Origin of the sequence: Acinetobacter sp. SAAs474, assembly GCF_032823475.1 — a bacterium.
In the GTDB taxonomy this organism is placed as follows: Bacteria; Pseudomonadota; Gammaproteobacteria; order Pseudomonadales; family Moraxellaceae; genus Acinetobacter.
On the sequence record NZ_CP127915.1, the window covers coordinates 2,718,627 to 2,744,829 of the forward strand.

Annotated in this window: 24 protein-coding genes and 1 pseudogene; 4 read left to right on the forward strand and 21 right to left on the reverse strand. The window is 38.8% G+C overall.

Features of this window, described 5'->3' with window-relative positions:
• Positions 1-542: 542 nt before the first annotated feature.
• A complete protein-coding gene (locus tag QSG86_RS13645; RefSeq protein ID WP_317032007.1) occupies positions 543-1,010 on the reverse strand; it encodes a PaaI family thioesterase in 468 nt (155 codons plus the stop codon).
• A 29-nt stretch (positions 1,011-1,039) separates the two neighbouring features.
• Positions 1,040-2,221 (reverse strand): YbfB/YjiJ family MFS transporter, encoded by a 1,182-nt coding sequence (locus QSG86_RS13650; protein WP_317032008.1) that lies wholly within the window; start codon positions 2,219-2,221, stop codon positions 1,040-1,042.
• A gap of 102 nt (positions 2,222-2,323) precedes the next feature.
• On the opposite strand from QSG86_RS13650, the gene gcvA reads away from it, so the two are divergent.
• A complete protein-coding gene (gene gcvA, locus QSG86_RS13655) occupies positions 2,324-3,256 on the forward strand; it encodes a transcriptional regulator GcvA (RefSeq protein WP_317032009.1) in 933 nt (310 codons plus the stop codon).
• A gap of 40 nt (positions 3,257-3,296) precedes the next feature.
• Here the strand turns inward: gcvA and QSG86_RS13660 are convergent, their stop codons facing one another.
• The 6 genes from QSG86_RS13660 to QSG86_RS13685 form a co-directional block, all read right to left on the reverse strand.
• Positions 3,297-5,177: an ATP-binding protein gene (locus QSG86_RS13660; protein WP_410487501.1), complete on the reverse strand. Its 1,881-nt coding sequence runs from the start codon at positions 5,175-5,177 to the stop codon at positions 3,297-3,299.
• 952 nt (positions 5,178-6,129) lie between these two features.
• Positions 6,130-7,308, reverse strand: a complete 1,179-nt coding sequence (gene pobA / locus QSG86_RS13665; RefSeq protein ID WP_317032011.1) for a 4-hydroxybenzoate 3-monooxygenase — start codon at positions 7,306-7,308, stop codon at positions 6,130-6,132.
• 519 nt (positions 7,309-7,827) lie between these two features.
• Positions 7,828-9,180 carry an aromatic acid/H+ symport family MFS transporter gene (locus QSG86_RS13670; RefSeq protein ID WP_317032012.1) on the reverse strand — a complete coding sequence of 451 codons (1,353 nt, stop codon included), beginning with the start codon at positions 9,178-9,180 and terminating at the stop codon, positions 7,828-7,830.
• A 99-nt stretch (positions 9,181-9,279) separates the two neighbouring features.
• Positions 9,280-9,609, reverse strand: a complete 330-nt coding sequence (locus QSG86_RS13675) for an NIPSNAP family protein (RefSeq protein WP_317032013.1) — start codon at positions 9,607-9,609, stop codon at positions 9,280-9,282.
• Between the two features lie 11 nt (positions 9,610-9,620).
• The gene (locus QSG86_RS13680) at positions 9,621-11,336 is read right to left on the reverse strand and encodes an FAD-dependent oxidoreductase (RefSeq protein ID WP_317032014.1); all 1,716 of its coding nucleotides are present in this window, start codon (positions 11,334-11,336) and stop codon (positions 9,621-9,623) included.
• A gap of 182 nt (positions 11,337-11,518) precedes the next feature.
• Entirely contained in the window at positions 11,519-12,325 is an 807-nt protein-coding gene (locus QSG86_RS13685; protein WP_317032015.1) for an IclR family transcriptional regulator C-terminal domain-containing protein, read from the reverse strand.
• Positions 12,326-12,491: 166 nt separating this feature from the next.
• Here QSG86_RS13685 and QSG86_RS13690 point away from each other — a divergent pair, with 166 nt between their 5' ends.
• A complete protein-coding gene (locus QSG86_RS13690) occupies positions 12,492-13,235 on the forward strand; it encodes a glucose 1-dehydrogenase (RefSeq protein WP_317032016.1) in 744 nt (247 codons plus the stop codon).
• Between the two features lie 124 nt (positions 13,236-13,359).
• Here QSG86_RS13690 and QSG86_RS13695 read toward each other — a convergent pair whose 3' ends face one another.
• Together QSG86_RS13695 and QSG86_RS13700 are read right to left on the reverse strand one after the other, a co-directional pair.
• Complete coding sequence (locus QSG86_RS13695) at positions 13,360-14,151, reverse strand: RNA-guided endonuclease TnpB family protein (protein WP_317032017.1); 792 nt, start codon at positions 14,149-14,151, stop codon at positions 13,360-13,362.
• Positions 14,109-14,498, reverse strand: a complete 390-nt coding sequence (locus tag QSG86_RS13700) for a helix-turn-helix domain-containing protein (protein WP_317032018.1) — start codon at positions 14,496-14,498, stop codon at positions 14,109-14,111. The genes QSG86_RS13695 and QSG86_RS13700 overlap by 43 nt, the downstream gene beginning before the upstream one ends.
• 1,181 nt (positions 14,499-15,679) lie before the next feature.
• Here QSG86_RS13700 and QSG86_RS13705 point away from each other — a divergent pair.
• Together QSG86_RS13705 and QSG86_RS13710 are read left to right on the forward strand one after the other, a co-directional pair.
• A complete protein-coding gene (locus QSG86_RS13705; RefSeq protein WP_317032019.1) occupies positions 15,680-17,161 on the forward strand; it encodes a PAS domain S-box protein in 1,482 nt (493 codons plus the stop codon).
• A complete protein-coding gene (locus QSG86_RS13710) occupies positions 17,152-17,799 on the forward strand; it encodes a response regulator transcription factor (RefSeq protein WP_317032020.1) in 648 nt (215 codons plus the stop codon). Before QSG86_RS13705 ends, QSG86_RS13710 begins: the two co-directional genes overlap by 10 nt.
• Before the next feature lie 30 nt (positions 17,800-17,829).
• On the opposite strand, the gene QSG86_RS13715 is transcribed toward QSG86_RS13710, so the two are convergent.
• The 11 genes and pseudogenes from QSG86_RS13715 to QSG86_RS13765 form a co-directional block, all read right to left on the reverse strand.
• A complete protein-coding gene (locus QSG86_RS13715) occupies positions 17,830-18,606 on the reverse strand; it encodes an FAD-binding oxidoreductase (protein ID WP_317032583.1) in 777 nt (258 codons plus the stop codon).
• Positions 18,607-18,642: 36 nt separating this feature from the next.
• Positions 18,643-18,822 (reverse strand): annotated as a pseudogene (locus QSG86_RS13720) (2Fe-2S iron-sulfur cluster-binding protein); the annotation flags it as partial.
• Between the two features lie 6 nt (positions 18,823-18,828).
• Entirely contained in the window at positions 18,829-19,161 is a 333-nt protein-coding gene (locus QSG86_RS13725; protein ID WP_317032021.1) for a non-heme iron oxygenase ferredoxin subunit, read from the reverse strand.
• Entirely contained in the window at positions 19,158-19,928 is a 771-nt protein-coding gene (locus tag QSG86_RS13730; RefSeq protein ID WP_317032022.1) for an SDR family oxidoreductase, read from the reverse strand. The genes QSG86_RS13725 and QSG86_RS13730 overlap by 4 nt, the downstream gene beginning before the upstream one ends.
• Positions 19,925-20,449 (reverse strand): flavin reductase family protein, encoded by a 525-nt coding sequence (locus tag QSG86_RS13735; protein ID WP_317032023.1) that lies wholly within the window; start codon positions 20,447-20,449, stop codon positions 19,925-19,927. The genes QSG86_RS13730 and QSG86_RS13735 overlap by 4 nt, the downstream gene beginning before the upstream one ends.
• Complete coding sequence (locus QSG86_RS13740; protein WP_317032024.1) at positions 20,436-21,707, reverse strand: styrene monooxygenase/indole monooxygenase family protein; 1,272 nt, start codon at positions 21,705-21,707, stop codon at positions 20,436-20,438. Before QSG86_RS13740 ends, QSG86_RS13735 begins: the two co-directional genes overlap by 14 nt.
• A 54-nt stretch (positions 21,708-21,761) precedes the next feature.
• Positions 21,762-22,211 carry a nuclear transport factor 2 family protein gene (locus tag QSG86_RS13745; RefSeq protein WP_317032025.1) on the reverse strand — a complete coding sequence of 150 codons (450 nt, stop codon included), beginning with the start codon at positions 22,209-22,211 and terminating at the stop codon, positions 21,762-21,764.
• A 12-nt stretch (positions 22,212-22,223) separates the two neighbouring features.
• Positions 22,224-22,577, reverse strand: coding sequence for a hypothetical protein (locus tag QSG86_RS13750; protein WP_317032026.1), 354 nt, complete (start codon positions 22,575-22,577; stop codon positions 22,224-22,226).
• Between the two features lie 11 nt (positions 22,578-22,588).
• Positions 22,589-23,791: an aromatic ring-hydroxylating dioxygenase subunit alpha gene (locus QSG86_RS13755; RefSeq protein ID WP_317032027.1), complete on the reverse strand. Its 1,203-nt coding sequence runs from the start codon at positions 23,789-23,791 to the stop codon at positions 22,589-22,591.
• Positions 23,792-23,879: 88 nt separating this feature from the next.
• Complete coding sequence (locus tag QSG86_RS13760; RefSeq protein ID WP_317032028.1) at positions 23,880-25,214, reverse strand: acetamidase/formamidase family protein; 1,335 nt, start codon at positions 25,212-25,214, stop codon at positions 23,880-23,882.
• A gap of 29 nt (positions 25,215-25,243) precedes the next feature.
• On the reverse strand, positions 25,244-26,128 hold the full coding sequence (locus QSG86_RS13765; RefSeq protein WP_317032029.1) for a transporter: 885 nt from the start codon (positions 26,126-26,128) through the stop codon (positions 25,244-25,246).
• Positions 26,129-26,203 lie beyond the last annotated feature (75 nt).

Genomic DNA, 26,203 nt, shown 5'->3' on the forward strand with positions numbered 1-26,203 from the left:
TATGTGCCAGTTATCCATTAACTGGCCACGATATTGATTACATTTCTATCATGAATCAAATTCAGGATCAATTTAAAAAAATAGCATGATATTGATCTAGACTATCAATCAAAATAAGATAGTTTCACAAATAAATCAGTATATTAAAACCAAGACACTGCATAAGAGTACACATCGGCTATACAGGCATAATAACAGCATATTATCCACGATTTATAATATTCAATCATGCATCGAATAGATCAGTATTGATCTGTTAAATTGTTCGACCATCACGATTTCAAGGATAAAAAACATCATACTAACGGTCAGAATAAGAGCATATCAGTGTTTAACCTAGATTTAATATTCTGGAATAATTGGCACAATGATCTCTGCTCACTCATGTATTGATTTGGCCGCTTAAAAGCACTCAATGGTAAATATAAACTCATCTTGCTATTAATGACTTCAGCTAGATATAGTTGATATAAAAATATAAATATTTAAAAAGCTCAGCATTTAAATCCTGAAATGATAAGCTTTCATTAAATTGGACTTATTTATTTTTTTAACTCTATCGCTAATATTTCACCTGTAGCACATAACTGCCCCGCAGCCAATAAACTTAAGCCAACCCGTATCTTACGTTCCTCGATAGAGATCAATTCTCCATATATCAATATTTCGGTATCAATTGGGGTTGGTTTTATAAAATTAATCGACAATGAGGCTGTTACACATCTTGCTAAATAAGTTGATCCGTCAAATATTAAGTTTAATGATTTACTTTTAAATGCTGCTGCAGATGCCATGCCATGGCAGTCAAATAAAGAGGCAATCATGCCGCCATATAAATGATCTGGTACACCACCAGTATAGATATTGGCTGGTATGATCTTGGCGAATGTTTTAGTCATGTCATCAGACCAATAGCTCTTTAAATGATAGCCATGTTGATTGTTACGACCGCAACCAAAACAATGGCTGAAATCTTCAGCATATAAATCCTGAAATGCAATTTTTGTCATTACTCAACGTCCTTCATATAGCCATATGTCTATTTTGAAACACTAAGTTTAGCTACAGAATTTTCTGATTTTAAAAATATGAAAAGCTGTAATGTGCCGATAAATAATACCAATGAACCAATCACAAACTGCTGATGATAGCTAAAACCTATTTTTTGTAAATAACTAAAACTTAGTCCACCAATAAGTTGAATAGCAGCAAAACTTAAAGTCGCAATACTCCATAATTTTTTATATGAAAGACCATAAAGCTGTAAAATCGTATATGAAGTTAAAAAGACCACTGCTGGATTAAGTAAGCCTGTTAAAAATGATGATGCCAAAATAAAAACGTGATTAAAACTGAGCGTTGCCATCATAATAGCTACTATATATATAGAATATAATACTTTAAGTGCATTAAAATTCCCTATTCGCTTTGCAAATAAATAGCCAACAAACGCACCTAATGCACTGCCTATGCCATATAGAATCCAGTTAAAATTAACAAATGATAAAGCAATATTTAAGTCCTGACTAAGATAATCAATCCAAAATAACGAATGTGGAATATACGCAAAAGCACTAGAACTATACGCAAACAGCAAACTATAAAATAATATATTTACTTTTGCTGTAGGAACAGCACGACTAAGTGAAGTCGGGAGTTCTTTTTTAAATTGTCGTAGTGCATAAATCATGTAAATACAAATTAAAAATGCTGTACTACATAAGATTAACCAAGCAGTCTGAATAGATATTCGATCTAAATAAGATAAGAAACATGTGGAAATTAAAACCCCTAAGCCAATGCCACTAAATCCTATAAAATTAATTTTTAAACGATCATTTAAACCAGCACATAATGCAACAATACTGGGTGATAAGATCATTAATAAACCACCACTTATCCCTGAAATAATACGCCAAAATATATACCAAATAGAGTTAAATCCATCGAAAGCGCAGCAAAAAAGACTGATCATGCCGAGAATGGCAGCGATTTGGATAAAAGAAGACATGATTTTGGTTTGCGGTAAACGCATTGCACTAAATGCCCCGATAAGATAGCCCAATAAATTGGCACTACTCAAAATGCTGGCAAACGCTGTAGACCAGCCAAATGCATCACGTGTATAAGGTAATAGCGCGGTATATGAAAAACGTAGAATACCAATACCTAGGCACATGCTAAGACAAAGGAATAAGCTTAATTTAATTTGTGATTTCATACTCTTCCTGAGTCTATTGTTAAATAGTAGATATTTCCATATATGCTTTTATCTTATCAAATGATATAAAGTTTGTATTGTCTAAAGAAATTCTTTAATGAAATGGATTCACCTAAACATTTAAATGCCTTAAGAGCTTTTGAAGCAAGCGCTAGACATCAAAGTTTCTCAGCTGCTGCAACAGAGTTGAATGTCACTTCCGCTGCTGTTGGCCAGTTAGTGAGAACACTAGAAGATGTAATGGGTGTGACATTGTTTTATCGATCAAGCAGCGGAAAGCAGAGACTAAAATTAACAGAAGCTGGTGAAGTTCTGCTTCCAGATATTCAAACGGGTTTTAGCTATATCAATCAGGCGATCCATAAAGTTAAATTAAATAGCATGGCACAAAAATTAACCGTTGCAATTAGTCCAACTTTTGCCACAAAATGGTTATTACCCAAAATTGATAATTTTCAGCGCGCATATCCTGAAATTAAAATATCTTTTGATACCGACTTAAAACCGATTGATTTTAATAGTAGAGGAATTGATATTGCCGTGCGCTATGGAGCAGGTAACTGGGAGGGACTGGTCGCTCAAAAACTCATGGAAGAAGAAATTTATCCCGTCTGTTCGCCCAGTTTTTATCAGCAACATCAAGCTCAGCTTTTAGAACTCAAAAATATCGTCACATTACCATTAATACATTGCCATGCTTTAGATCGCCAATCTGGATTTATTACCTGGCAGACTTGGCTCGATGAACACAATATCCAAATGAATGATGATAAAGGCTTTAAAATCAATAACTCTGCAGCAGTGCTACAATTGGCTATGGATGGACATGGTATTGCATTAGCACGAAGTGTTATCGCTCATGATGATGTTAAAGCAGCACGCTTAATCCATCTATTCCCAGATATTAAACGTCAATGCGATTTAGCATATTATCTGGTCTATCGTGAAGAGTGTTGCGAATTACCAAAAATAGAGGCTTTTCGTACTTGGATCACATCAGAAATTGAAATGTTAAGCTCTGGCTCTGGATATTAATCCTTGCACAGCAGGCTTATGTGTATTGAATGGTATGATATCATTTAAGATGAATAAGTGCTTGAATAATCGTACATCCCGCTTTAGAAAATAATATAAGTTCTGCACCTATGGATTCTAAGCGCATTTTCATGCTACGCATGCCAATACTTAATCCCTGTTGTATGACACCTTCCGTATCAAAACCTACACCATCATCTTGTATAGTCAAAATTAATTGATTTTCTAAAGAATAACTCATTGCTACATTTACATTTTTTGCCTGACTATGTTTAATTACATTGGTTAAACTTTCCTCTAACACACGAATCAAGGTCAAACACTGCAAAGCTGTAGGAACAACTTGCCATTCGGTTGGAAATATCCATTTAGACTGAATCTCTAATTCATCCATTAGTTTACTAAACCGATGTCTTACTGGTGCACCCCACATCATGGGACTGACTGGAATTTTATTATCAGCAGATGAGCCAGTATCAATAATTTGTCTTAAATCATCTCTTAATAATTTAAGCATCGATAAGAATTTCTGATTACTAATATTATGGGGACTTTGGTCCACTAAAATCATAGAGCGAACTAATGATGCCCCCAAACCATCATGTAAATCATGCGATAAATGTATTCTTTCTTGTAACCTAACATTCTGAAGTTCTAGCTGATGCTTTTCCTGTAAACTTGCTGTTAACTCCTGCTCTACCTGTTGGACTTTAACTTCTAATTCTCCATTAAAGGTTTCTATTTTTTTGATATTATTGGTTAACTTTGCAGCTAATATGATCACCACAAAAAAATTAATAATCGGTGCAGTATACGGTGATAATGGGTATGTATTAAAAAATGATTTCGAGAATAACAATAACATATCAAAAATAGCAAAACAGACAATCCCTGTTAAACAAATCGCTAAAAATATATAATCTAATTTCCTTGATTGAATAGCAGAATAACTAATATAAATATAAGTAATAAATAATATTCCGATATAAATTAAAAATATCAATGGAAAGACAACATCAATAAATTGTGATGGTGTCAAAAAGATCGTCAGGATAATAAATACTGTGATCAAGCAAATTGAAAGCTCAATTTTAGTTAAATATACTTTGATAAATCTAAGCAAATAGATACAGAAACTAAGAATATACAACACAAAAAAAGTTAAATTTGCCTGGGCTGCCATTAAACTGGTTGGATATGGAAATGTTTCTGTAACCAACATATTGGAAATAAATAACACCCACCACAAGGAACTTAATGCAAACCATCCAAAAGTAGTTGCCTTAGGTCTTAATAACCAGATAACAAAACAAATTACTCCAAAAGTAATCGATAAAATAATATTGATTTGAAATAGTGTTCGACGATTCCAAATTTTACTTTTATGTATTTCATCACTGTTTTGTACATTGTTGAAAGCAATATGACCAAGCCCCGGAGACTGAAAAGCAAAACCCTTTACATAAATCAGAATTTCATTTTGATCAGATTTCAATCCCGATATGGGTAAAACCCAATAACGCGGAATATTCCAGCTTTTAGACAATGGTTCTTCTAAATGTAGATCTCGCCAAAGTAAATCACCATTAAAAAACACAGCGCCTGCAGAATGGATATAATCAATTGAAAAAGCAATTGGCTCTGCTAGCTTGGTATTATTTTGACAAGACCAATTCCATTTAACTTTATACCAAGCAGCGCCATCATAATTTTCCCAATGGTGATTCCATTTATCTGGCAATTGCACCAATCTCCAGCCTTGCTTAGGTAATACTGCCTGAGAAGGTGTTTTTACCGCAGAGATCGAATTGATATATACTGAACATTGTTGATTAATACTTTCTCTTATTTCTGCATAACAGATTCGGCTGAATAAACTCAGCAAAAGTATGTAAAACAAATATAGAATAAAGTATTTCATAAAATCCCTAAGGATCGTGCTAGATATATTAACTGAGTTATTTTTATCACCATCAATGTTCAAAATATGCTTGGTGTAAGCTTATAACATATATTTAGAGACAAATAACTATTTGCTATTTATTTATAACCCATCTCTTCAACAACAAGATTTATTTTTTTTACAATTGCTCAATAACCATAATATCTCTTATTTTCATGCTATTGCTAAAGTAAACAATTAAATTTCCCCATCTCACCATGCCTTACCATGCCTTACCATCACCATATTATGATTGCTTAAAGTCACCACGAAGTAAATCGGCTACTGACCAAATAAATGCTGCAATTTGTGAAAAATTATGGTTTATCATTGAAAAAATACCGCAAGCACTTAGGCTATAAAAATTGAAATTTATAAGGATGATTGTGCCTGATACAGCATGTATTTTTCTAGTAAAACTTTGAAATTTTATTAAGCTCTATAAATATTTACAGGGTAAAAAATAGTAAACTAGTTATATTAAATTTCCTTCTTTTGATAGCACTTTATCTCATACTAACCAATCAATAGTGCCCAACGTTAAACACCATTTTCTACAAATTTCACGCTATCATTTCGATATCTTATGAATATTATTTAACCCAAATCGCGAATAAGAGTTTTTCTTTAATATCATACAGTGAATGTAATTTTATGATTAATTTTTAATATTATTAAATTAAAAAAATTTATGCTCGAAATAACAAAACAATTTCAAGATAGATATTCTGATTTATTTAAGCAGGATTTAAGTGATCTAAGCGAAGCGCTAAAAATCATCAAACAATCAAATACCAATAGAGATTATTACAATCTGGATTGGTATTGATTGAGATCACATCTGAACTAATACAACTCATATAATCAAGCCAAGCACGCAACAGTTTAACGCGATTGCAACTTGATATAATAAAACGCCAATCATTCCGAATTAATAAGGTAAGCCCACATAATTTTCAGCCAAAGATGTTTTTCCTGCTTGTGAATCTAAAATATAACTCAACTCAGCTTGTTTAATTTTATGTTCAAATTCAGTTTCTGTTTCAAAGCGATGTAATAAATGCGTCATCCACCATGAAAAGCGCTCTGCTTTCCAGACACGTTTTAAACACTTTTCAGAATATTCATTGATACCTTTTTCACTACCATGGCGATAAAACTCAATTAAAGCTTGCGAGAGATAAGCAATATCAGATGCAGCCAAATTTAAACCCTTGGCACCAGTAGGCGGTACAATATGTGCTGCATCACCTGCTAGAAATAATTTACCAAAACGCATGGGTTCAGTCACAAAGCTACGTAGTGGAGCAATACTTTTCTCAATTGATTCACCCGTCACTAATTTTTCACGGCTTTCTGGATCTAAACGATTTTTTAATTCTTCCCAAAATTTTTCATCAGACCAATCCTCAACTTTTTCAGTTAAAGGTACTTGTAGATAATAACGACTACGAGTATGTGAACGCATACTGCATAATGCGAAACCACGCTCCGATTGCACATAAATCAGTTCATCTGATACAGGGGGTACATCCGCTAAAAGGCCCAACCAACCAAATGGATATATTTTTTCAAACGTTTTAATTTGATCACTTGGTATACTTGCCCGACATACTCCATGATAACCATCACAACCCGCAATAAATTCACACTCAATTTTTATCGCATGACCATCTATCACAAACTCAACCTCAGGTTGATCATAAAAATTGTTGATCCGTACATCTTGAGCCATATAAAAAGATTGCAGAGCACTATTTTTACGTGCGTTCATTAAATCTTTAGTCACTTCTGTTTGCCCATAAACTGTTACTTGTTTACCTTGGGTCAAACTTGTTAAATCAATACGATGCTTTTGTTTAGCCGTAAGAATTTCAATCCCTGAATGAGGTAGCCCTTTATTTTTTAAATTTTCATCCACACCTGCTTGTTGTAATAAATCAACCGTTACTTGTTCTAAAATTCCAGCGCGGATTCGTGATGCAACATATTCTTCAGATTGTCTTTCAATAATAATATGATCAATCCCTGCTTTATATAATAATTGTCCTAATAATAAACCTGATGGGCCTGCACCAATAATGGCAACTTTAGTTTTTACAATGTCCATATATTTTTTTCCGAGTAAATTCCTAAAATAAAATCTATTATTTCCTTAACATTAATTCTAGTGAATAACATGTATAAAATCCGATCATCGTATTATTAATACGATATTCGCCAATAAGATATGAATTTCATTATTGTTGAAAGTTCGATAATTTTTAAATTTTAGAAAATAGAGAAAACTGTTTACTTTTTTAAGACCTTAATTTATACAAATTTTGCTTAAAAAATGAAATGATTGATCTGGTAACATCTTCATCCTTTTAATCGATAAAAGTATCTGCAATTTGATTATTTTAAAAGCAATTTTCTGATCTACCAGTGAGGTTAAATTTGGTATTTTTAAATTGAGCTATTTCATTTTTATATCTTTACAAAAATGATGATTCACAATTTTATTTAAACTCGGCATATCTAGCATCACTGAGTATTCAAATGAATACTCAATAATTCATGTGTACAAGATCTTTGATTTAATTAAAACATCATTTGCTATTAGACTGAAAATGTCTCATCAATCACTTTACACTTTTACCGATCCAACCGAAACGACTTTAGTTTTATGACCCAATCCTTGGATTAAAATAGCAATACCAGCTAAAGTTGCAGGAATCATTAATAAGCTCAACATAACATTAAATGACATACCCGAAGCAATCATCGCTGCGCCAGCAAAGGCACTTAAAATTGCACCAAAACGACCAATACCATTCATCCAACTTGTCCCTGTTGCACGTGCAGCAGTAGGATAGTACTGTGTCGCAATCGCACTCAAACCCACACAGCCACCATTAAATGTAAATCCTAGAATAGATGCAAATAAACACATTAAAACAAAGCTTTGATTAAAATACCCTAAAGCAAATGTTGCTAATGCGCCGACTAGTATGGTGATAAACAACACCAATCGTGGTCTAAAGCGATCCATCATCCATCCCAATGATATACAACCTACTGGGCCACCCAACTGAAAAAAGGATGCAACAATAGCCGCTTCTGATATCGAGAAGTTATTCAGTTTGACAATCGTTGGTAACCAACTACTACAGAGGTAAACCAAAAACAGTGCCATAAAATAACTTGTCCATAACATGAGGGTGCCATACAAGTATTTTGGTGACAAAATAATCCCTAAGCCTGTTTTCTGAGTTGCTGGTTCATCTAAATAAATGTCTACATTTTGATAATTTTGATGTGGAAATAAGGATTTAGCCTGCAATTTAATTTTATCTTGCGAATTCTGTTTTTTTAGCAAATAAGGAATTGATTCTGGCATTTTCCAATATAAAAACGGCATAAGAATCATCGGTAAAATTCCGCCTACATACAACATACTTCTCCAGCCAAATTCAGGAATCATCCATGCTGCTAAAAAACCACCTGCTGCTGCACCTAAAGAAAATCCAGCAAATACAATGGTTACACACAATAAACGACGACGCTCAGGTGCAAATTCTGATGCCAAGGTTGCCGCATTTGGTGCTGCTGCCCCTGCACCTAAACCTGTCAAGAATCTTAAAATCATCAGCTCTGTAGTATTGGTTGAAAATGCAGTGAGTAATGTGAATAAGCCAAAACAAAATACACTGATCAATAAAATAGGTTTACGACCAAAACGATCTGATAGAGGCCCAGATGTCAGTGCTCCCACGGCTAAACCGACGAGAGCTGCACTTAAAACGGGTGCCAGTTGTTGCGGTGTAACATTCCATTCAGTCAAAATTTGAGGTGCAATCAATCCCATTACCACGACATCCAGTCCGTCTAAAGCAATAATGGCGAAACAGAAAAACATGATTAGATTTTGATAAAATCCCATTTTGTTTTCATTCAGAATTGATTTAAAATCTTTCCTTTGCTGTTTTGTAGTGCTCATCTTATTCTCCTTGATAAAAGCACGAATCATCCCTACGGCATTTCATTTCATGCCGTCCCTTTAGATGTATTCAATAATTATGTTGCTTAAGATAAGAAGTTATGATCCATCTTCTTTAAAGTGCACAGGTCTTACAATCTGACTTTCTTGAGAAAGAATTAATCCTTCCGAGGCATTTAGGTATTTTTGGAATTCAGGATCAGTATCTCTGGCATGGCTTCTTTTTTGATAGTCATCCAAACTGTCATATCCCCATAAATGAACCACTTGATTCAAGGTACCAATACTTGAAACATAAAAACCTACCGGCTCTCCTAAATGTTTACGTAATACAGGCATCGCCAAGGTTGCAAAAACGTCTAAAAATTTAGGCATGCATCTTGGATGAATGGTGTATATGCGATGATCAAAAAATGGCTTATTCATCATATTTTAAATCCTTATAGATGTGCCTGCTTTAGCCCTGCAATGTGATGTGCCGTGATATAACCAAAGGTCATAATCGGTCCTAATGTAATACCTGCACCCGGATAATTCCCACCCATAATGCTGGCACGGTCATTACCAACAGCATACAAGCCTGATATTTTTTCATTATGCTCAGACAATACTTCACCTACTGTTGATGTACGAATACCATCAAACGTCCCCAAGTCACCGATATAGACTTTTACCGCAAAAAATGGGCCTTTCAAAATCGGGGCAACACATGGATTTGGCGTATTTTCAGGATCAGCAAGATATCTATTAAATGATGTACTGCCACGACGGTATTCAGGATCTTCACCATGGACAGCATCTTGATTATATTGTTTAACAGTCTTAACCAGTTGCTCTGCATCAATACCTGCATTTTGAGCCAATTCTGCCAAAGTATGGCCTTGGATAAGATAGCCCTCATGAATTAATTTTCTACGTGGCATTGGCGCAGGTTTGACATAACCTAAACCATATTTGTTAATGGTATCTAAATCACATATTAACCACATTGCGGTTTCATCAAGATTTTCACATGCACGAATTAAATCCGCGCCAACATCATGATATGAATTGGATTCATTACAAAAACGCTTACCATTTTTTAACACACCAATTATTCCCGGTTTATAACGGTCTAACAAATGTGGGAATACGCCATAACCATCTTGTTGAGGTACTTTGGATACAGGCATCCAAGCAGATGTATCTTCATAGTGAGTATCGATATAACCACCCACAGATTCAGCCAATCGACAACCATCACCTGTATTGGTTTTGGGTACCGGAGAAATATGTATACCATGACGTTTTACATGAGGATAAAGCTGACTTAAGCGTTTTATATCATGTGAAAAACCACCACATGCCAGTACCACACCATGTTTAGATTTAAGAACAATCTCTTGATGATTACAATTGATCTTAACGCCATGAATTGACTTGCCATCATTCAATAATGCTGTAACAGGTGCCTCTGTAATGATCGGAATATTTAAATCCAATGCAGATTTTGCCAGACTAGCAGCTAAAGCATTACCACTGGTAACATGAGTACCACGTCCATAAAATGCAAGCTCTTTAAAATGAATAGCCAGCCTTTTTACCACATAAATAAATGACGTAAAGGACTTGGTCGCATTGAAGAAATGTTTTAAATCCGCATTGGATGAATTAAACATCATCCCCATAAATGTAATTGTTTTTAGTGGCGGACGTAATCTTTTCATATTGTCACCTAATGACCGAATATCAAAAGGTGCTGCCAAGACAGAACGACCAATATCTACCCCGCCTGGTGCATCAGGGTGATAATCTGGATATAAAGTTGGTACAAATTTAACGCTTGTTTCTTGCTCGAAAAACTTTAGCATTTTAGGACCATTATCCAAAAATGCCTCAACCGCATCTTCACTATAAAATTGTTGTGTTTCATGGCGAAGATATTTTTTTGCAAGCTCCTTACTGTCTTTTACGCCATTTTTTTGTGCAAGATGGTTATTTGGAATCCACAAAACACCACCTGAAAATGCTGTGGTCCCACCAAACACACTATCTTTTTCAACAACAATAACATTTAAACCTAATTTCTTAGCAGTGACAGCAGTAGACAGCCCACCTGCACCAGATCCAACGATAATTAAATCATAAACCATTGAACTTAATTTATTTATATCCATTTAGCCACTCCATTGAACATCACGAATCAGCATGATTTTTAAAATTAATCTCTGATTCAGTCCATAAACATTTGGACATAACTTACTGGCGAAATAGCGTCGTGACTAGATGACTTAGTTCAAACTAACCGATATTCAATTATTGAGTGCGATAGTCGGATTTAAATTAAATAATGATCCACTTAAATTAATGCTTTTAATTCATTCGCGGCTTCTCTTAACAGAGGTAAAATTGTGGTTAATAAATACTGTTCATTCACTTTACTGGTCGGTGCAACAGCATTGATCCCAGCAATCATATCGCCCTTATGATTCACGACAGGTACAGCGATGGCTGTTACGCCAAGCTCATATTCTTCCGATGAAATATAATAACCTTGCTCTTTAATTTTTCTTAATTTTGCTAAGAACTTATCTTGTTCAGTTTCGGTATAAACCGTAAATCTTTTAAGAGGATAATGACTTAACCATTTAAGCTGTTCAGCTTCGGACTGATATGCCAATAAGGTTTGTCCAACAGATGATGCATGTGCAGGAACACGATTACCTAAATGAATACCAAATGGACTAACTCTAAAATTACCTTCGTTTTGCACACTTCTTGAAATGGCAACCACTTCATATTCATCCATCACCACAATTGAATAAATTAAAGTCGTTCTTGCAGCTAAAAAATTTAGAATAGACTGTGATACTTTAGGTAAATGTGCTGTATTTAAATAAGCACCTGAAAATTTAAGTACTTTATGAGAGAGCCAATAATAATAATCATCCGTATCGAGATAGCCTAAAAACTTTAATGTTTTTAAATAACGCCGCGTTGCTGTTTTTGTAATCCCCGTTCGATCAGCAACTTGTGTCACATTTAATCGATGTCTCTCTGTCCCAAACGCCTCCAAAATCATGAGTCCTTTAGCCAGCCCTGCAATATAGTCATCATACTTAATAATTTCTTCTGATAATTCATGTTTAATGATTTCATTTTTCATCGCTAAATCCTTTTTTAAAATCCTATACTTTAATCCGATATTCGCACAATCAAGACTTATATCGCATTATTTGAACACCCTTTTATACAATTATTCAAATCAAATAGGTACTCTAAAATTTCAAATAATTTTCTTATTTGGAACAATTGAGGTTAAAAACGGAATTATGACTACACGATTATTAAACAAAGTATGTATTATTACTGGTGCCGCATCTGGTATGGGCGCATCTGAAGCAGTTGAGTTTGCTAAAAATGGGGCTAAAGTGATTATTGCTGATTTAAATTTTGAAAAAGCAAAAAGTCTGGCAGATTCCATTCAACTTCAGGGTGGCACCGCTTATCCTTTTCAAGTCAATATGACCAATAAAACTGAATTAGAAGCATTGGTAAATTTCACATTAAAAAAGTTCTCACGTATTGATGTGCTGATTAATAATGCAGGTATATTTGATTACTATACAAACTCGCTAGATACAAGCGAAGAATTATGGGATAAAATTTTTAATCTTAATATTAAATCAGTTTTTCTACTCAGCAATCTGGTACTGCCAACGATGATTGCTCAAAAATCTGGTGCGATTGTCAATATTGCTTCTGTCGCGGGTTTAGTTGCACAAATGGGTGGTGCTGCATATACGTCATCTAAGCATGCAGTCATTGGATATACCAAGCATTTAGCAGCAGTGTATGCAAAAAATGGAATTAAAATAAACGCGATATGTCCTGGGACAATCAAAACGCCGATGACACAGCAAATGCTTGAAACTCGTCCTACAGATAAAATTCCTCTAGATCGCTTTGGCGATTGTGATGAAATTACAGCGTTAGCAATATTTTTAGCATCTGATGAAGCAAAATTTATGAGTGGTGCATGCATACCTATTGATGGTGGCTATACCATTGTTTGATTGACATACTCCCACCACTAAACCAAAGGTTATAGTGGGGGAATCTTTGTGACCCATGCAATCAAATTGATTGCACCTTTCGATGCCACACTTGCACTGATAAGTATCGTGGTACAGGAACTTTTTACACAGCACTAAGCCCTAGTGCATCAGCTAAAGCGAAATTACGGATATTAATACGCGCATTGACGTCACGATCTTCAACCAAGTTGCAACTTGGACACTCGAATAATCGAACACTTAGCGGTAATTTCTCCATCTTAATGCTACAGCAACAACAAGTCTTTGAACTTGGTACACATCGACCAATTTTCAAAACATTCTTGCCGTACCATTGAGCTTTGTATTCTAGCAGAGTGAGAAATTGTCCCCACGCTACATCTGAAATAGATTTGGCTAGTTTACTGTTCTTCACCATGTTTTTAATCGCTAAATCTTCTACTGCATACGTGGTCGCTTGGTTTTCACAGATCAAGTGATGCGTTCGTTTGTGATTTAGGTCTAAGCGTTGCAAACGTACTTTTTCATGGATACGTGCAACATTTAATTTCTGACGTTGATAATTCTTAGATTCTTTTCTCTTTCGAGCAAATATCTTTTGCTGAATGGCTAATCTCTTTTGAGATTGGCGTAAATAACGAGGATTTTCAATTTTCTGACCATCCGACTGAATCAACAAGTGATTTAAGCCTAAATCAATACCAATCGTTTTATCCACTTCAATTGTGGATGCTGTTACTTTGGTTTGATTAGTTTCAACTAGGATGGATGCGTAATACTTTCCTGTCGCTGTTTTGCTCATAGTGACAGTTTTAACCTTTCCATCAAATTGATGACTAAATACAGCTTTAACACCTTTTAATTTAGGTAGATTCAGTACACCTTTCTCAAAATCAACATGGCAATGTTGGGGCATTGATATGACCGTTGCGGTATTTTTTTAGATTTGAATTTTGGGAACTTTGCTCGACCCTTAAAGAAGTTTTCAAAGGCGGTATAGATATGTAGCAATCCACTCAATAACGACTGACTATTCACTTCATTAAGCCAAGAAAACTGTTCTTGTTTCTTAAGTGCTACAAGCTGATCTTGAATATCTTTACGAGAAAGTGACTTCTTGTGTTCATCATAATATTTTTGTTGAAGTGCTAAAGCCCAATTGTAAGTAAACCTAGCACAACCAAAGTGTTTTTCAATGAACACGCTTTGTTCACCATTCGGATAAATACGGTATTTGTAGGCTTTTATTAAGACTTCATTCATACAAGAATATATCATTTAATAAATAGAAAAAGGCTTATGCAATAAAGTCATACATCACAAGTTGACGTTGCTAACCAATCTAAACGATTGGTGTGCTATCCATCACCATCCAACTAGAAACACTGTTTCTAGTTGGATGGTGATGGAGAATTTCGCACAATTAGTTAAATACGCTGATTCATAAATCGCATTCTTTTTAAATTACTTCTATAGCCCTGTGCGATTAAGTGGTATTGCTACACAGTTATAGCCAACTGAGTCACACTTGATTCTTTTAGGCTTAGATATTGTTAGCAAAATAGTCTGTAATGATCAGCATGTAAATTTTTATTTTTAGCTATCCTATCACTTCGCTCATTAATTAAGTTATTGATATTAATCACCATTAATATAATAACAACACACAATTATGTATAAAAATTAAAAAATAAATGTATAAATACTAACAAATAAATAACAAAAAAACACATATGATTTACCTAAAATACATTAATTAGATACATTTAACATTGTATTTAATATTTATTATATGCCCCATAAAAACAAGCAAAACAAAAAATTTATTTTAATAAAAAAGAAAATATCATCAGTCAAAGCTGCACAATATCCAGAGGGCTTATCTGCAGCTTTTTTTTTGTCTTTAAAAATTATGATTACTGAAAATATATATTTTTTTACAGTCGAATTACTTAAAAAAGTTATTTAAATACAATAAACATTGTATTTAATATTTATTATTAATTACTGGAAAAATCTCTGAATATTAATCTAGACAATCCTTCAGCTGTTTTTAGCTGTAAGCTACAGATGCCAAAAGTATGGGACTGTAGCTTTTTTTCTTTTATAGAATAGTGCGGATATTAAAATGGTTGGACAGTTAATCAAAGGAGTGCCTTTTAATAGCTTAAAGTTTTCCTTTCCATCTGAAATGATAAAAATTAACAGAATCAAATTGTCGATTTTTTATGTGAATTTGGCACTAGAATTGCTTGATAAATGCATAAAGATAAGCACCTAAGTTCGCATTTCCATCTGTTTAAAGTATGTAATTAAACTTCCAGTCTAATTGCATCACCCAACAGTTTACTGTAGTATGAAATGCAATAATTACAAGTGTTTATCAGTGAAGATCGAACACACCTCTACCAGATAGCCGGACGCCATCCAGGGTAAGGAACAGAATGACCAGCTTAAATTATTATCAAACCATCTTTGATAAGGCGGGTGATGCTATTTTTGTACATGATATCGGCAGTGTTGAGTTCATGGACGTCAATGAAGCAGCTGAAAACCTCACCGGTTACAGCAAATCCGAATTAACAAAAATGAGTGTGGAAAAAATCAGTGCGCATAGCCACGGTTTCAATTTTCACCATGCATTAAAAAAGGTTCAACAAGCCGCCAGCCATGAAGCGATTACGTTCGAATGGATGATTCAAGCGCAGAATCAGCAGCAGATTCCTGTTGAAGTTTGCCTGAAAACCGTTGAAATTGAACATCAACCCAAACTGTTGGCTTTGGTTCGTAATATTAGTGAAATTAAGAAATATCAATATCAGCTGCAGTCTAAAGATCAGTATTTCAAGATGCTACTGGAAAACTCGGGGGATGGCATCGCAATTCTGGATCTGCAAGGAAAACTGGTGTATGCCAGCCCTTCTCTACAACATATTTTGGGCTATCGTGACCGCTTTGTTTTAAATAAAAATGTCTTGAGCGTGATTCATCCGGATGACCGTATTAAAGTCCGGCAACTGTTATTTAAAAAACCGGATGAACAGTCTATTGGTGTGCTGCATTATAAAATTTTGCACCATAATGGTAAATGGCGGCACCATGAAGCAACCTATCGCAACCTACTCGACCATCTGGATATTCAGGGAATCCTGATCAACTACCGCGACATTACAGAACGGATTGAAGCGGAAGAAATGGCACGGGCGCGGGAACGCCAGCTGGGCCATATGTCACGCTGTAAAACCATGGGCGAACTTGCGACAGCACTGGCGCATGAACTGAATCAGCCTCTCGCTGCACTCAATAATTATGTCGGTGGCAGCATTATCCGTATTCAAAATGGTCTGGCCAATACCACGGAAACGCTGGATGCCATGAATGCCGCACTGGATCAGACCAAACGGGTTAACCAGATTATTCACAGTATGCGCAGCTTTCTGCGCAAAGGCGAAGCTAATTTTCAGGTTTATTCGCTAAATAAACTGATTCAGGATTTGCATCCCCTGATTGGACTGAAAGCTGATCAGGGTGGCTGTACCATCCATTATGAACTGAGTGTGATGCCGGTTTCTATTTGTGCTGATGAAACCCTGTTTAGCCAGGTCATTATTAATCTGGTCTTTAATGCGGTAGATGCGTTGCAACGTAATCCTGAAGGTCAGCGTGATATCTATATCCGGACCTGGCAGCATAACCAGCATGCACGGATTGCGATTGCTGATAATGGTCCGGGACTGCAAGGACAAAATCCGGAACAGCTGTTCGAATCTTTTTATTCAAGCAAGAAAGACAGCATGGGTATAGGACTGACTTTATCACGTAGCATCATTGAAAACCATCAGGGTTATTTATGGGTCTGCCAAGGTGAATCTGGCGCAATTTTTAATATTTCATTGTCTGCACAGGAGCGTGCTAAATGTATTTAAATAATTCTCATGTTCCCGAACCCATTGTCTACGTTATTGATGACGATCAGGATATCCGAAATTCACTAACCTGGTTGCTGGACTCTGTTCAGCTAGAAACCAAAACATTTAGCAGTGCGACCGAATTTTTAAATTATCCACGGCCGAATACTCCAGCCTGCCTGATTCTGGATATTCGCATGCGCGGTATGAGTGGCCTGCAATTACAGCAACAGCTTAATCAGCAAAAAGCCTATATTCCGATTATTTTCATGACCGGTCATGGTGATATTCCAATGTCAGTAAATGCAATGAAAGCCGGTGCTTTTGATTTTTTGGAAAAACCGTTTAATCCGCAGCATATGCTGAACCAGATTCAGGCCTGCCTGCAACAGGCAGAACAGGACTTTGTCACAGGTGAAAATCGCAAACAGCAATTATTGAAACTGAAGTCATTGTCACCACGTGAGAATGAAATTATTAATTTAATGGTCGATGGCCTGTCCAGCAAACATATTGCACAGATACTGAATATCAGTCATAAGACAGTTGAAATTCATCGCACCCATATCCGGCAAAAACTGGGGACGGAGTCGATTGCACAAATTGTAAACATGGTGCTGATGTGCCGGGGAAAAAACATGCAGGCGATGGGTTAACTATCGCCTGATCATTTCATTTAGCTTAACTTAGAAAAAGCGATCAAAGTGAATCTGTTGTTGTGGAATCCCCGCCTGATGTGCCATCTGTTCAATAGATTTCACCATCGGCGGTGGTCCGGCACAGTAAATCTCATATTCAAGTAATTGCTCACCCAGCACATCATTGATGACATCATGAATGAAACCGGAACGGATGCCGTCTATCAGTTCTGAAGACGTGGCAGGCACGTAATTAAGACGTTCGCCCAATTCGGTCCAATCCCTGAGCTGATTTTCAGTCAACAAATCGCGCTGTTCACGTCCGCCATGGAAGAACCAGACTTTGTGATGCTGTAGATGTGGATTGACTGCAACCCCACGTGCAATCGCGAGCATGGGTGCCAAGCCTGAGCCACCTGCCACACAAATAATCGGACGTGGCTGCTCTTGCAAGTGTGCCAGTCCATAAGGACCATCAATCTGAATCACGGCATCTTGTCGTTGTTGCTCATCAAAAAGCAGGTTAGTCATCTTGCCATCTGGCACACGGCGAATCTGGAACGCCCACAGCCCTTCATCATTCGGCAAGTTCGACATCGAATAGGCGCGCAGTAATTCCTGATTTACCCAGAGCAGCGCATATTGTCCTGGAATAAACCGGGCGGGTGTATCTGCCTGTAAATGAACTTCCAGAATGTCATGCGTAATCGGTTGCACATGCTTTAAGGTCACTGCTTGCTGTTTCGGCAGGATTTTAGGTGTGCATTGCTCATTTAATCGAACTTTAATCACACAGTCCGATTTTGGTCGGCACTGGCAAGCCAACAAACGGCCTTTGCGGCGATCTCGGTCGCTCAATCCAGGTGCTTCAGCCCACAGGTTGTCTACTTCGCCTGACAGCACTTCAATTTTACAAGTTCCGCAACCACCAGCATTACATTCATAGGGTAAACCAACTCCCTGACGGAGGCCGCCACGTAGCAGAACATCGTCTGCTGCGCATTGAAATTGCTCCTGTCCTTCAATCTGGATTTTATACATAGCGTATTACTCCATCAAATACACTTGACCATCACGTACAAATGAGGTGTAGGTTTTAAGTGGAATACTGCAGGGTGCACCACACGGTTCACCTGTTTTAATATCGAAAGCACCAGCATGGAATGGACATTCCACTTCACAGCCATCAACTTCACCATCAGCCAAAGATACATCGCCATGGGTACAGGTATCATCGGTAACATAAAATTCACCATCATCCAGATGAAAAACTGCCAGTGGTGGATAACCCTCAATCATCACCTGTAAACCTTCGCCTTCTTCAATATCCGAAGTGAGGCAAAGAAATTTTTCAGCAATATTGTTCACTTGAATATTCATGTACTCAACTCCTCAATCGGCGAATCTGTTGCTTCAGGCCCCAAAGTGTGATAACCCCCATCAGCATGGATGGTGCTACCAGTGAGTAGTTTGGCTTTTGGACTGCAGAGTAGGCTTAAAGCTTCCGCCACTTCTTCGGCATCGGCAATACGACCCAGTACATGGAAACGGCCAGCAACACGATCGGTTTTAGGACGATCATTACCTGAAATCATCTGCATCGGGACAGACCAGGTCCAGCCCAAAGACAAGGTATGGACACGAATGCCATCACTGGCAAGATCTAATGCCATACTTTTGGTCAGCTGTTCTAAAGTAGCTTTCGATGCCGGATAAACCCAACGCTCTTTTTGAGCAATGCGGGCGCTGACACTACCAATATTGATTACAGCCCCATCATTGCTGGCCTGTAGCATTGATCTACATGCCTGTACCAATGCTGCATGACCAAATACGGTCACATTAAAGGTATTCTGCCAATCTTGACGTGTCGACTGAGATCCATGATCTTCGTACAGACAGGCCAGATTCACTAAAATATCCAGTTGTGTAAGTTTTGCACTTAATGCCTGAATGCTGTCATCGTTTGCCAGATCCAGATATTCATACGTCGCATTGGTGTTAGTCGCAACTTGCTGCCCCAAGGTTTCATTAATATCAGCAATGATGACTTCGGCACCTAAGCCCTTTAACTCCTTGACTACGACCTGGCCAATGTGAGTCGCTCCCCCTGTGACCAGTATCACTTTATTTTTAAGATCAGTCATGAAACCTCCTTGTACTGCGGCCACTCATTGAATTGTCCTTTGCAGAACAGCAATGGACGTTGGTTGCTGTGACGGCATTGCTCAATTTTTCCGAGGAAAATCTGGTGATCACCTGCTTCAATCTGCTTTACATTTTTACAGATGAACTGTACTACACAGCCTTCAAGTACTGGTGCTTTCGACTGTTTAATATTCCACATGCCATGCTGAAATTTATCGGCAATCGGCTTGGCAAAATTTAGACCAATCTCTTGTTGATCTGCTCCCAGAATATTGATGGCAAAATATTCTGCTGTTTCAAAAATAGTGCGACTTGGGGAATGATTCACTAGGCTCCATAGCACTAAAGCTGGATCTAAAGATACTGAACTAAATGAGTTAATGGTTAACCCGACAGGCTGTTGCTGCTTATCCAAACAGGTCACGATGGCGACACCTGTGGCAAAGCCTCCAAAGGCCTGCCGAAGCGATTTTGCTTCGGCAAGATCAACATCCTGCCATAACACTTCAGGCAGCTGCATGATTAAACTCCTTGCGCAACAGGTATTCTTTTGCACCTTCTGCACCATCAACCGCTGGCCAGAAACCACGAGGATGATTGAAATGCCCCATAAAGTCATCAGCAATAATACTGTTTTGTGCAGCTGCACCCAAAACCTGAAGCAGGCTTTCACTTGGCGGATTCAGCAACAGATTGGTAAATTCAGTGGTATAGCGACCTGAATATTCCCAGAAGTCATCAAAGACTTGTGTCATCCATTCAGCAGTAAAAGCTTCATCATCATGCGCCAGAATGGCCTGTAAATAATGCTCCACCATACGGGTGGCATTATTTGCTCCCTGTCCGGCAATTGGGTCATTGACCATCACTGTATCACCGATACCCCATATTGCAGCACCATTGTTCAGGGTCGCCACTGGATAACGGACTTCCGGACGGAATGCCCCTTTCAGCCAGGCGTTCGGATCACTTATTTCGATATTGTCCACCATGCGGAAGCTCTGGTCTGGAGTCACTTTGGCGACTGCTTCTTTCATACGTTGCAGCATTTCTTCACCACTAGTCACGTCATCAAAGATATCCATCGGCCCATTTGGTACACATTCAAACAGGAAGCTACGGCATGGACCATGGGTATGACTGTAAAATGGCATGCTAAAATATTCACCCGCACCGGCAATAAAGTTAAAGTGCAAGGTTTGCGATGGCTGCCCCTGCCAGCTGTCGGGACCACATAGATCATCACCGACTACCAAAGCTGCGGCCAGTTTACGTGGTGGAGCCTGATGTACTGAGCGGGCTTCATTACGCTTAAACAGGCTGGTGATGTTGCCCTTGCCGGCAGCCAAAATGGTGAGGTCGTTTTCTGATGAAATCACTTCAAGATCTTCAGGACTGACGTTTTGAATGACCAATTTGCCACCACGGCGAGGATATTCCTCTAGCCAGCGATGATATTTGGTACGCTGATCCATGGCAATGCCTTTATTTTCATGTAGAAACCCGGTCAAAGGCAATACAATCGTACCGTCTGGCGCACGGAAGTCGACATGAATTGCCTCTCCATGATATGCCTTGCCTTCCCAGAAATTCAGGCCCAGTTTGCGTTCAACTTCCAGGGTATTAGCAAAGAACATGGTGGTGCTGACCATACGGCCATGTAGCAGCTCATCTGCTGGACGATCGATATATACAGTGACATCATATTTGTGTTCGAGTAATGAGAATGCCAGTAATAAACCTGCCTGCCCACCACCAATAATTGCGATCTTTTTCATCTCTTGAATTCCTCTTTGCGCCGTGTCTGATGCAGCAACTGTCGTTATATGTACTCAAGTTGTCGGATACGGCTGATTAAACGTCAGGTTCAATTCCACATGGTCAAATTTCCAGAGCCCGTCTTCATCCTGATGAACACTGGAGGTATAAAATCCGCCCAGACAATTGGTGGCTTTCTCGGCAAGGTTGCAGACTTCCCAAAGCATCCAGCGGACATTGGCATGCTGATGATCCAGCATTTCAATATCCGGCATGGCCATAATGTGCAGGCTCCATAGCACCTGAGTTTTGGCAATCCCAGATAGCGCATCCAGAATGTTTTGCTGACCATGATATTCACCAAAACCTTTGGCACACCAGACCGCATCTTCATGAAACAGATGCTGCATAATGACTGGATTGTTGCGTTGGTCAGCTGCGGTTGCATAACGGCCGACCAAGCTGCGAATGGCTTCACAGCTTTCCAGATAATGCAAACGCGCTTCAAAATTGTGCTGGTTCATCTTTATTTCCTTTTAAACATTAACCATGTCACCGCTTTCATAGACAAACCGGGTTTCTTCAAAGGCGTATGGCACACCGACTGACGCTTTATACAGTTCGATATGCGGTGCAATTTCTGCAAAGCTCAGGCTGAGCCAATACAGCTTGTGCAACTCTTCCGGCAATGAGCCCAATGGATATTGGTCTAATGCCGCCAGCAGCTTACGCATTTCTGGAAGAATCGCATCATAGAATGCCTGCAACGCTTCCTTGGTTGAGTTCAGACGGGCCATATGACGTTGTTTAGCTGTTCCTAGTGCCCACTTCGCTACAAAAGGTTCCAGAGCAGCAAAGTCAGCCGGGAGTTGTGAAATGATGTTTGACATGTGCATTCTCCTTATGCGCGATTCAGATATTGTTCAAGAACGTGGTAACCATGACGGATCAGGATTTCTTCATCCTGTAAGTGCATGACTTTCTTGGCTTTAGATTCCAGTGCTTCCTGGGTATCTTCCATGGTTGCAGTATCTTCTAACCAGGCATTACGCTGCAGTATCTGAGTAAATTCCTGTGCCCAACGCTCTGAATAGGTTTTTGCTTTAGGCAGGTAATAACGGCCTTCCCAACGGGTTTTGTTGTGACCAACTGGCCAGAACTGATGGGTAAACCATACACCTTCTGTCACATGCACCAGAATATTCGGGAAAATGACGGAAAGCTCAAATGAAAAATCATCACGGTCCTTTGGATTCACTGACTTGGGTAATTGCGTACGTTCGTAGTGATTGACTAGTGATGCTCCCGTAATTTCTCCGGAAAGTGCAGCAGCTGGTTTAGGATTGGCATTTTTAGTGAGGCAAACCGCACAGGTACGATGATCGCCAAACAGCTGTACTTCTTGCAGGCCGGATGCAAAGACATTCGGGAATGAACCGGCATGAATGGTTGCCACGTGATAGGCTTCAGCAAAGGCATCATGCGCGACTTTCCAGTTACAGTTCAGCACCGTGTTATAGGCAAAACATTCTTCCATTTCATGGAATGGATAACCACCCAGATGCTCACCCATGCCGCCCAGAAATTCCTCTACATCTTGGGTGCCTTCATTGTCCAAGTTCACAAAGATAAAGCCTTCCCAGACTTCGGTACGGATTGGTGCCAGACCGTTATGGCCTTTGTCAAAGCAAGAAGTGAATTTTTCTTCTTCTGGCACGTTGACTAGATCACCTTTGGCATCATAGACCCAGCCGTGGAAACGGCAGGTCACAACCGCAGCTTTGTTTGAACCGAAAGTTTCGTTATCAGTTTCCACCACAACTTTGTTACCTCGATGCGAACAAATGTTGTGAAAACCACGGATCTCACCATCTTTACCATGCATAAGAATCACGGAAGTTTTAGCAAAATCCAGACGTTTCACCTTATAATCGCCTTTCTTTGGAATTTCTTCGACACGACCGACTTTCAGCCAAACTTTAGAAAACACCTTGTCGATTTCTTTCTGATAGATTTCTGGTGAAATACACGGCTCGATTGGAATAGGCTCAATACCGAGTTCAGGATAAAGTTCGCCCCAACGGAGTTTAGAATTACTGTTCATATAACATTCCTGTTCAAATTTCTAAGTGCTTTACTTTTATAGGCCGTAGCGTGATACCACTGCAGCTGTTGTTAAATCTAGTTTTTGATTAAAGTTGATAGTGTTCACGCACCAAATCTGCGATGCCGAGTTTTTCCAGAACTGACATTGGACACAGGAACGTGGCTCGTACCATACCTGGTAGACGGCTGATTTCAATGGAACCGGTAATGGTGCAGCGGTTCATGATTTCGTCATAGCTCAAACCCGTAGTTTTAGCCGCACGATTGAGTGCATTTTCAGTCGCATCATTGAGATTTTTACCAGTACCCATAAATGTGATTGGAGCGCTTTCTTCGATTTCGGTCTGACCCCAGCGTTCACCGAGTGCTTTCACTTTCTCTTTTTCTTCTTTGGTAAATGGACGGGCCATCGGTGGAAGATCATCTGGTGCCTGTAGCAGGATCGGACCATCAATAGTCAGGCCTTTAATCACGTCAACTTGCAGTTCTGTTTCACCAGATACATCTGTGGCATGACCAGCAATTTCACCATTGCCTTGCTGTGCATGCATATCGCCCATGTACACACCGGCTCCTGGCACCTTAACCGGACAGATCAAGATACAACCTGGACGAATTGAGTTAGTGTCCATATGGCCATCAGTTTTTGCGGCAACAAGCTCATCTTCTGTCATACCAAATTTGTGCGGTGCATTAATCAGGTACTGACCAAAGTCATGACAGTTATGTGAGTCTGGTAAGTCACGTGAAGGTGTTGTACCCATATTGCCAAGAAACGGACGCATATGTGCTGCTACACCTGGCATGTCAGCACGTGCCAGTGACAGGATCGAATGTTGTGCTGCATATTCAGGTAATGCAGATAATTCATTGGCATTACCAGCCAGCTTATTCGCGATTTCCTGGTTTACAGTCAGACTCACTTTATTTTCTTCATCCAGCACGATCACATAGCCATGTGAAAACTCAAAAGCACTGACTTCTGCATCACAGTTTTTGCAACGAATCGCATCTTCACCGATGCCTTCAACATAGCTTGCCGGTTGTTCTGTACCACATGAACTACAATATTTTGCCACAAACGGGTCGCCATGGTAGCGTCCTTCAACAAAGCTCATCACCCCTGAAGACGTCGCAATCGAAGTCACTTTCATTTTCTTGATTTTAAGTGCAACCGCATCACCCACTTCTGCACCTTCAATAAACACAGGCAATGTCACTTCATGACCGCCCTGGAATGCAGGCGTAATCATTGGACCCCAACAGCCTGGAGGTGTACCGGCTTTTAAAGTTCCGCCATTTTTTAGTGGACCTAGCATGCGTTGGCTAGGGCCGACTATCCCGCCTGAATATTGATTCACAATTAAATAGTCCACTGCATTGGCACTGCCTGCTGCAGACTCCTGGTTATCGAATTTCATATGCGTTTCCCTAATTCAATATTTTGGTCTTAAAATGGAATGGTGATATCAAGTGCGAATTTCTGACCTTCAGGTCGGTTTTCAACCTCAAATTCTTTCTGGTATTTGGCGGCGACAGCGATACCTTTTGGAAATTGATAACGTACTTGTGGACCAATGCTGGCTGCCTTTGCCTTGAAATCGCCTAGCACTGCTCCTTCACCGGAGTCACCTTCAAGCTGGCGATGCACATAACCGCCTATACCGACTGCCAGAGGTCCCATGTGCTTGGCGATAAGGTAATCTACATGTAAGGCATTACCCGATTCATAATTGGTATCTTTGTTTTCAAAGTTGATGTCATACATCCACTTGGTGCTGACTTCAATGCCCTGCTGGTTCAGATAAGTTGCAGAAAAAACCGGTTGAATGGTGTAGTAGTTACGGCCGATATTGGCTAGGCGATTTTTATTGTAGGAACCAATTGGGATATAGAAATCGACACCCGTTGCCAGATGCCAATCACCTTTGTGCCAGCCCAACAGGAATGGATCGAGAATCACATCACCCAATGCAGTTTTTTCATCTTGTCCACCTCCCAAAGTGATGTCGGCATTGGCATACACTAAAAACGCATGCATGCCCCAAGTTACACCTAGAAAGGTTTTGTCACTGACATACACCCCACGCGCGACTGTGGCAAAGGTATCGAGTTTAAAATCATCAAATACCGGATGATCATTTTTGAATTTGTCTGCTGAATAAAACTGGTTGTAGCTCATCAGATAAGTGCCTGGTGGTGGCATCACACCACCCAGAAAACTTTCTGTACCGTCCGGATAGGCACTACCGCCATTTTCAGCTGCAAATGCGAATGGTGCACAGCTGATCAGGCTTGTGGTCAATGCCACTGATTTCAGATATTTGCTTAGCATTTACAGCTTCCCCCCTCATTCTCTAAGTCTTTATTTGCAGGGCTTTCTCAGCCTCAAGCACATGACTTAATCTAG

Bases quoted from the DNA above. Each gene is read 5' to 3' on its own strand.
- QSG86_RS13645 (WP_317032007.1), bottom strand. From the start codon at position 1,010: ATGACAAAAATTGCATTTCAGGATTTATATGCTGAAGATTTCAGCCAT.
- QSG86_RS13650 (WP_317032008.1), bottom strand. From the start codon at position 2,221: ATGAAATCACAAATTAAATTAAGCTTATTCCTTTGTCTTAGCATGTGC.
- gcvA (WP_317032009.1), top strand. From the start codon at position 2,324: ATGGATTCACCTAAACATTTAAATGCCTTAAGAGCTTTTGAAGCAAGC.
- QSG86_RS13660 (WP_410487501.1), bottom strand. From the start codon at position 5,177: ATGAAATACTTTATTCTATATTTGTTTTACATACTTTTGCTGAGTTTA.
- pobA (WP_317032011.1), bottom strand. From the start codon at position 7,308: ATGGACATTGTAAAAACTAAAGTTGCCATTATTGGTGCAGGCCCATCA.
- QSG86_RS13670 (WP_317032012.1), bottom strand. From the start codon at position 9,180: ATGAGCACTACAAAACAGCAAAGGAAAGATTTTAAATCAATTCTGAAT.
- QSG86_RS13675 (WP_317032013.1), bottom strand. From the start codon at position 9,609: ATGATGAATAAGCCATTTTTTGATCATCGCATATACACCATTCATCCA.
- QSG86_RS13680 (WP_317032014.1), bottom strand. From the start codon at position 11,336: ATGGATATAAATAAATTAAGTTCAATGGTTTATGATTTAATTATCGTT.
- QSG86_RS13685 (WP_317032015.1), bottom strand. From the start codon at position 12,325: ATGAAAAATGAAATCATTAAACATGAATTATCAGAAGAAATTATTAAG.
- QSG86_RS13690 (WP_317032016.1), top strand. From the start codon at position 12,492: ATGACTACACGATTATTAAACAAAGTATGTATTATTACTGGTGCCGCA.
- QSG86_RS13695 (WP_317032017.1), bottom strand. From the start codon at position 14,151: ATGCCCCAACATTGCCATGTTGATTTTGAGAAAGGTGTACTGAATCTA.
- QSG86_RS13700 (WP_317032018.1), bottom strand. From the start codon at position 14,498: ATGAATGAAGTCTTAATAAAAGCCTACAAATACCGTATTTATCCGAAT.
- QSG86_RS13705 (WP_317032019.1), top strand. From the start codon at position 15,680: ATGACCAGCTTAAATTATTATCAAACCATCTTTGATAAGGCGGGTGAT.
- QSG86_RS13710 (WP_317032020.1), top strand. From the start codon at position 17,152: ATGTATTTAAATAATTCTCATGTTCCCGAACCCATTGTCTACGTTATT.
- QSG86_RS13725 (WP_317032021.1), bottom strand. From the start codon at position 19,161: ATGAATATTCAAGTGAACAATATTGCTGAAAAATTTCTTTGCCTCACT.
- QSG86_RS13730 (WP_317032022.1), bottom strand. From the start codon at position 19,928: ATGACTGATCTTAAAAATAAAGTGATACTGGTCACAGGGGGAGCGACT.
- QSG86_RS13735 (WP_317032023.1), bottom strand. From the start codon at position 20,449: ATGCAGCTGCCTGAAGTGTTATGGCAGGATGTTGATCTTGCCGAAGCA.
- QSG86_RS13740 (WP_317032024.1), bottom strand. From the start codon at position 21,707: ATGAAAAAGATCGCAATTATTGGTGGTGGGCAGGCAGGTTTATTACTG.
- QSG86_RS13745 (WP_317032025.1), bottom strand. From the start codon at position 22,211: ATGAACCAGCACAATTTTGAAGCGCGTTTGCATTATCTGGAAAGCTGT.
- QSG86_RS13750 (WP_317032026.1), bottom strand. From the start codon at position 22,577: ATGTCAAACATCATTTCACAACTCCCGGCTGACTTTGCTGCTCTGGAA.
- QSG86_RS13755 (WP_317032027.1), bottom strand. From the start codon at position 23,791: ATGAACAGTAATTCTAAACTCCGTTGGGGCGAACTTTATCCTGAACTC.
- QSG86_RS13760 (WP_317032028.1), bottom strand. From the start codon at position 25,214: ATGAAATTCGATAACCAGGAGTCTGCAGCAGGCAGTGCCAATGCAGTG.
- QSG86_RS13765 (WP_317032029.1), bottom strand. From the start codon at position 26,128: ATGCTAAGCAAATATCTGAAATCAGTGGCATTGACCACAAGCCTGATC.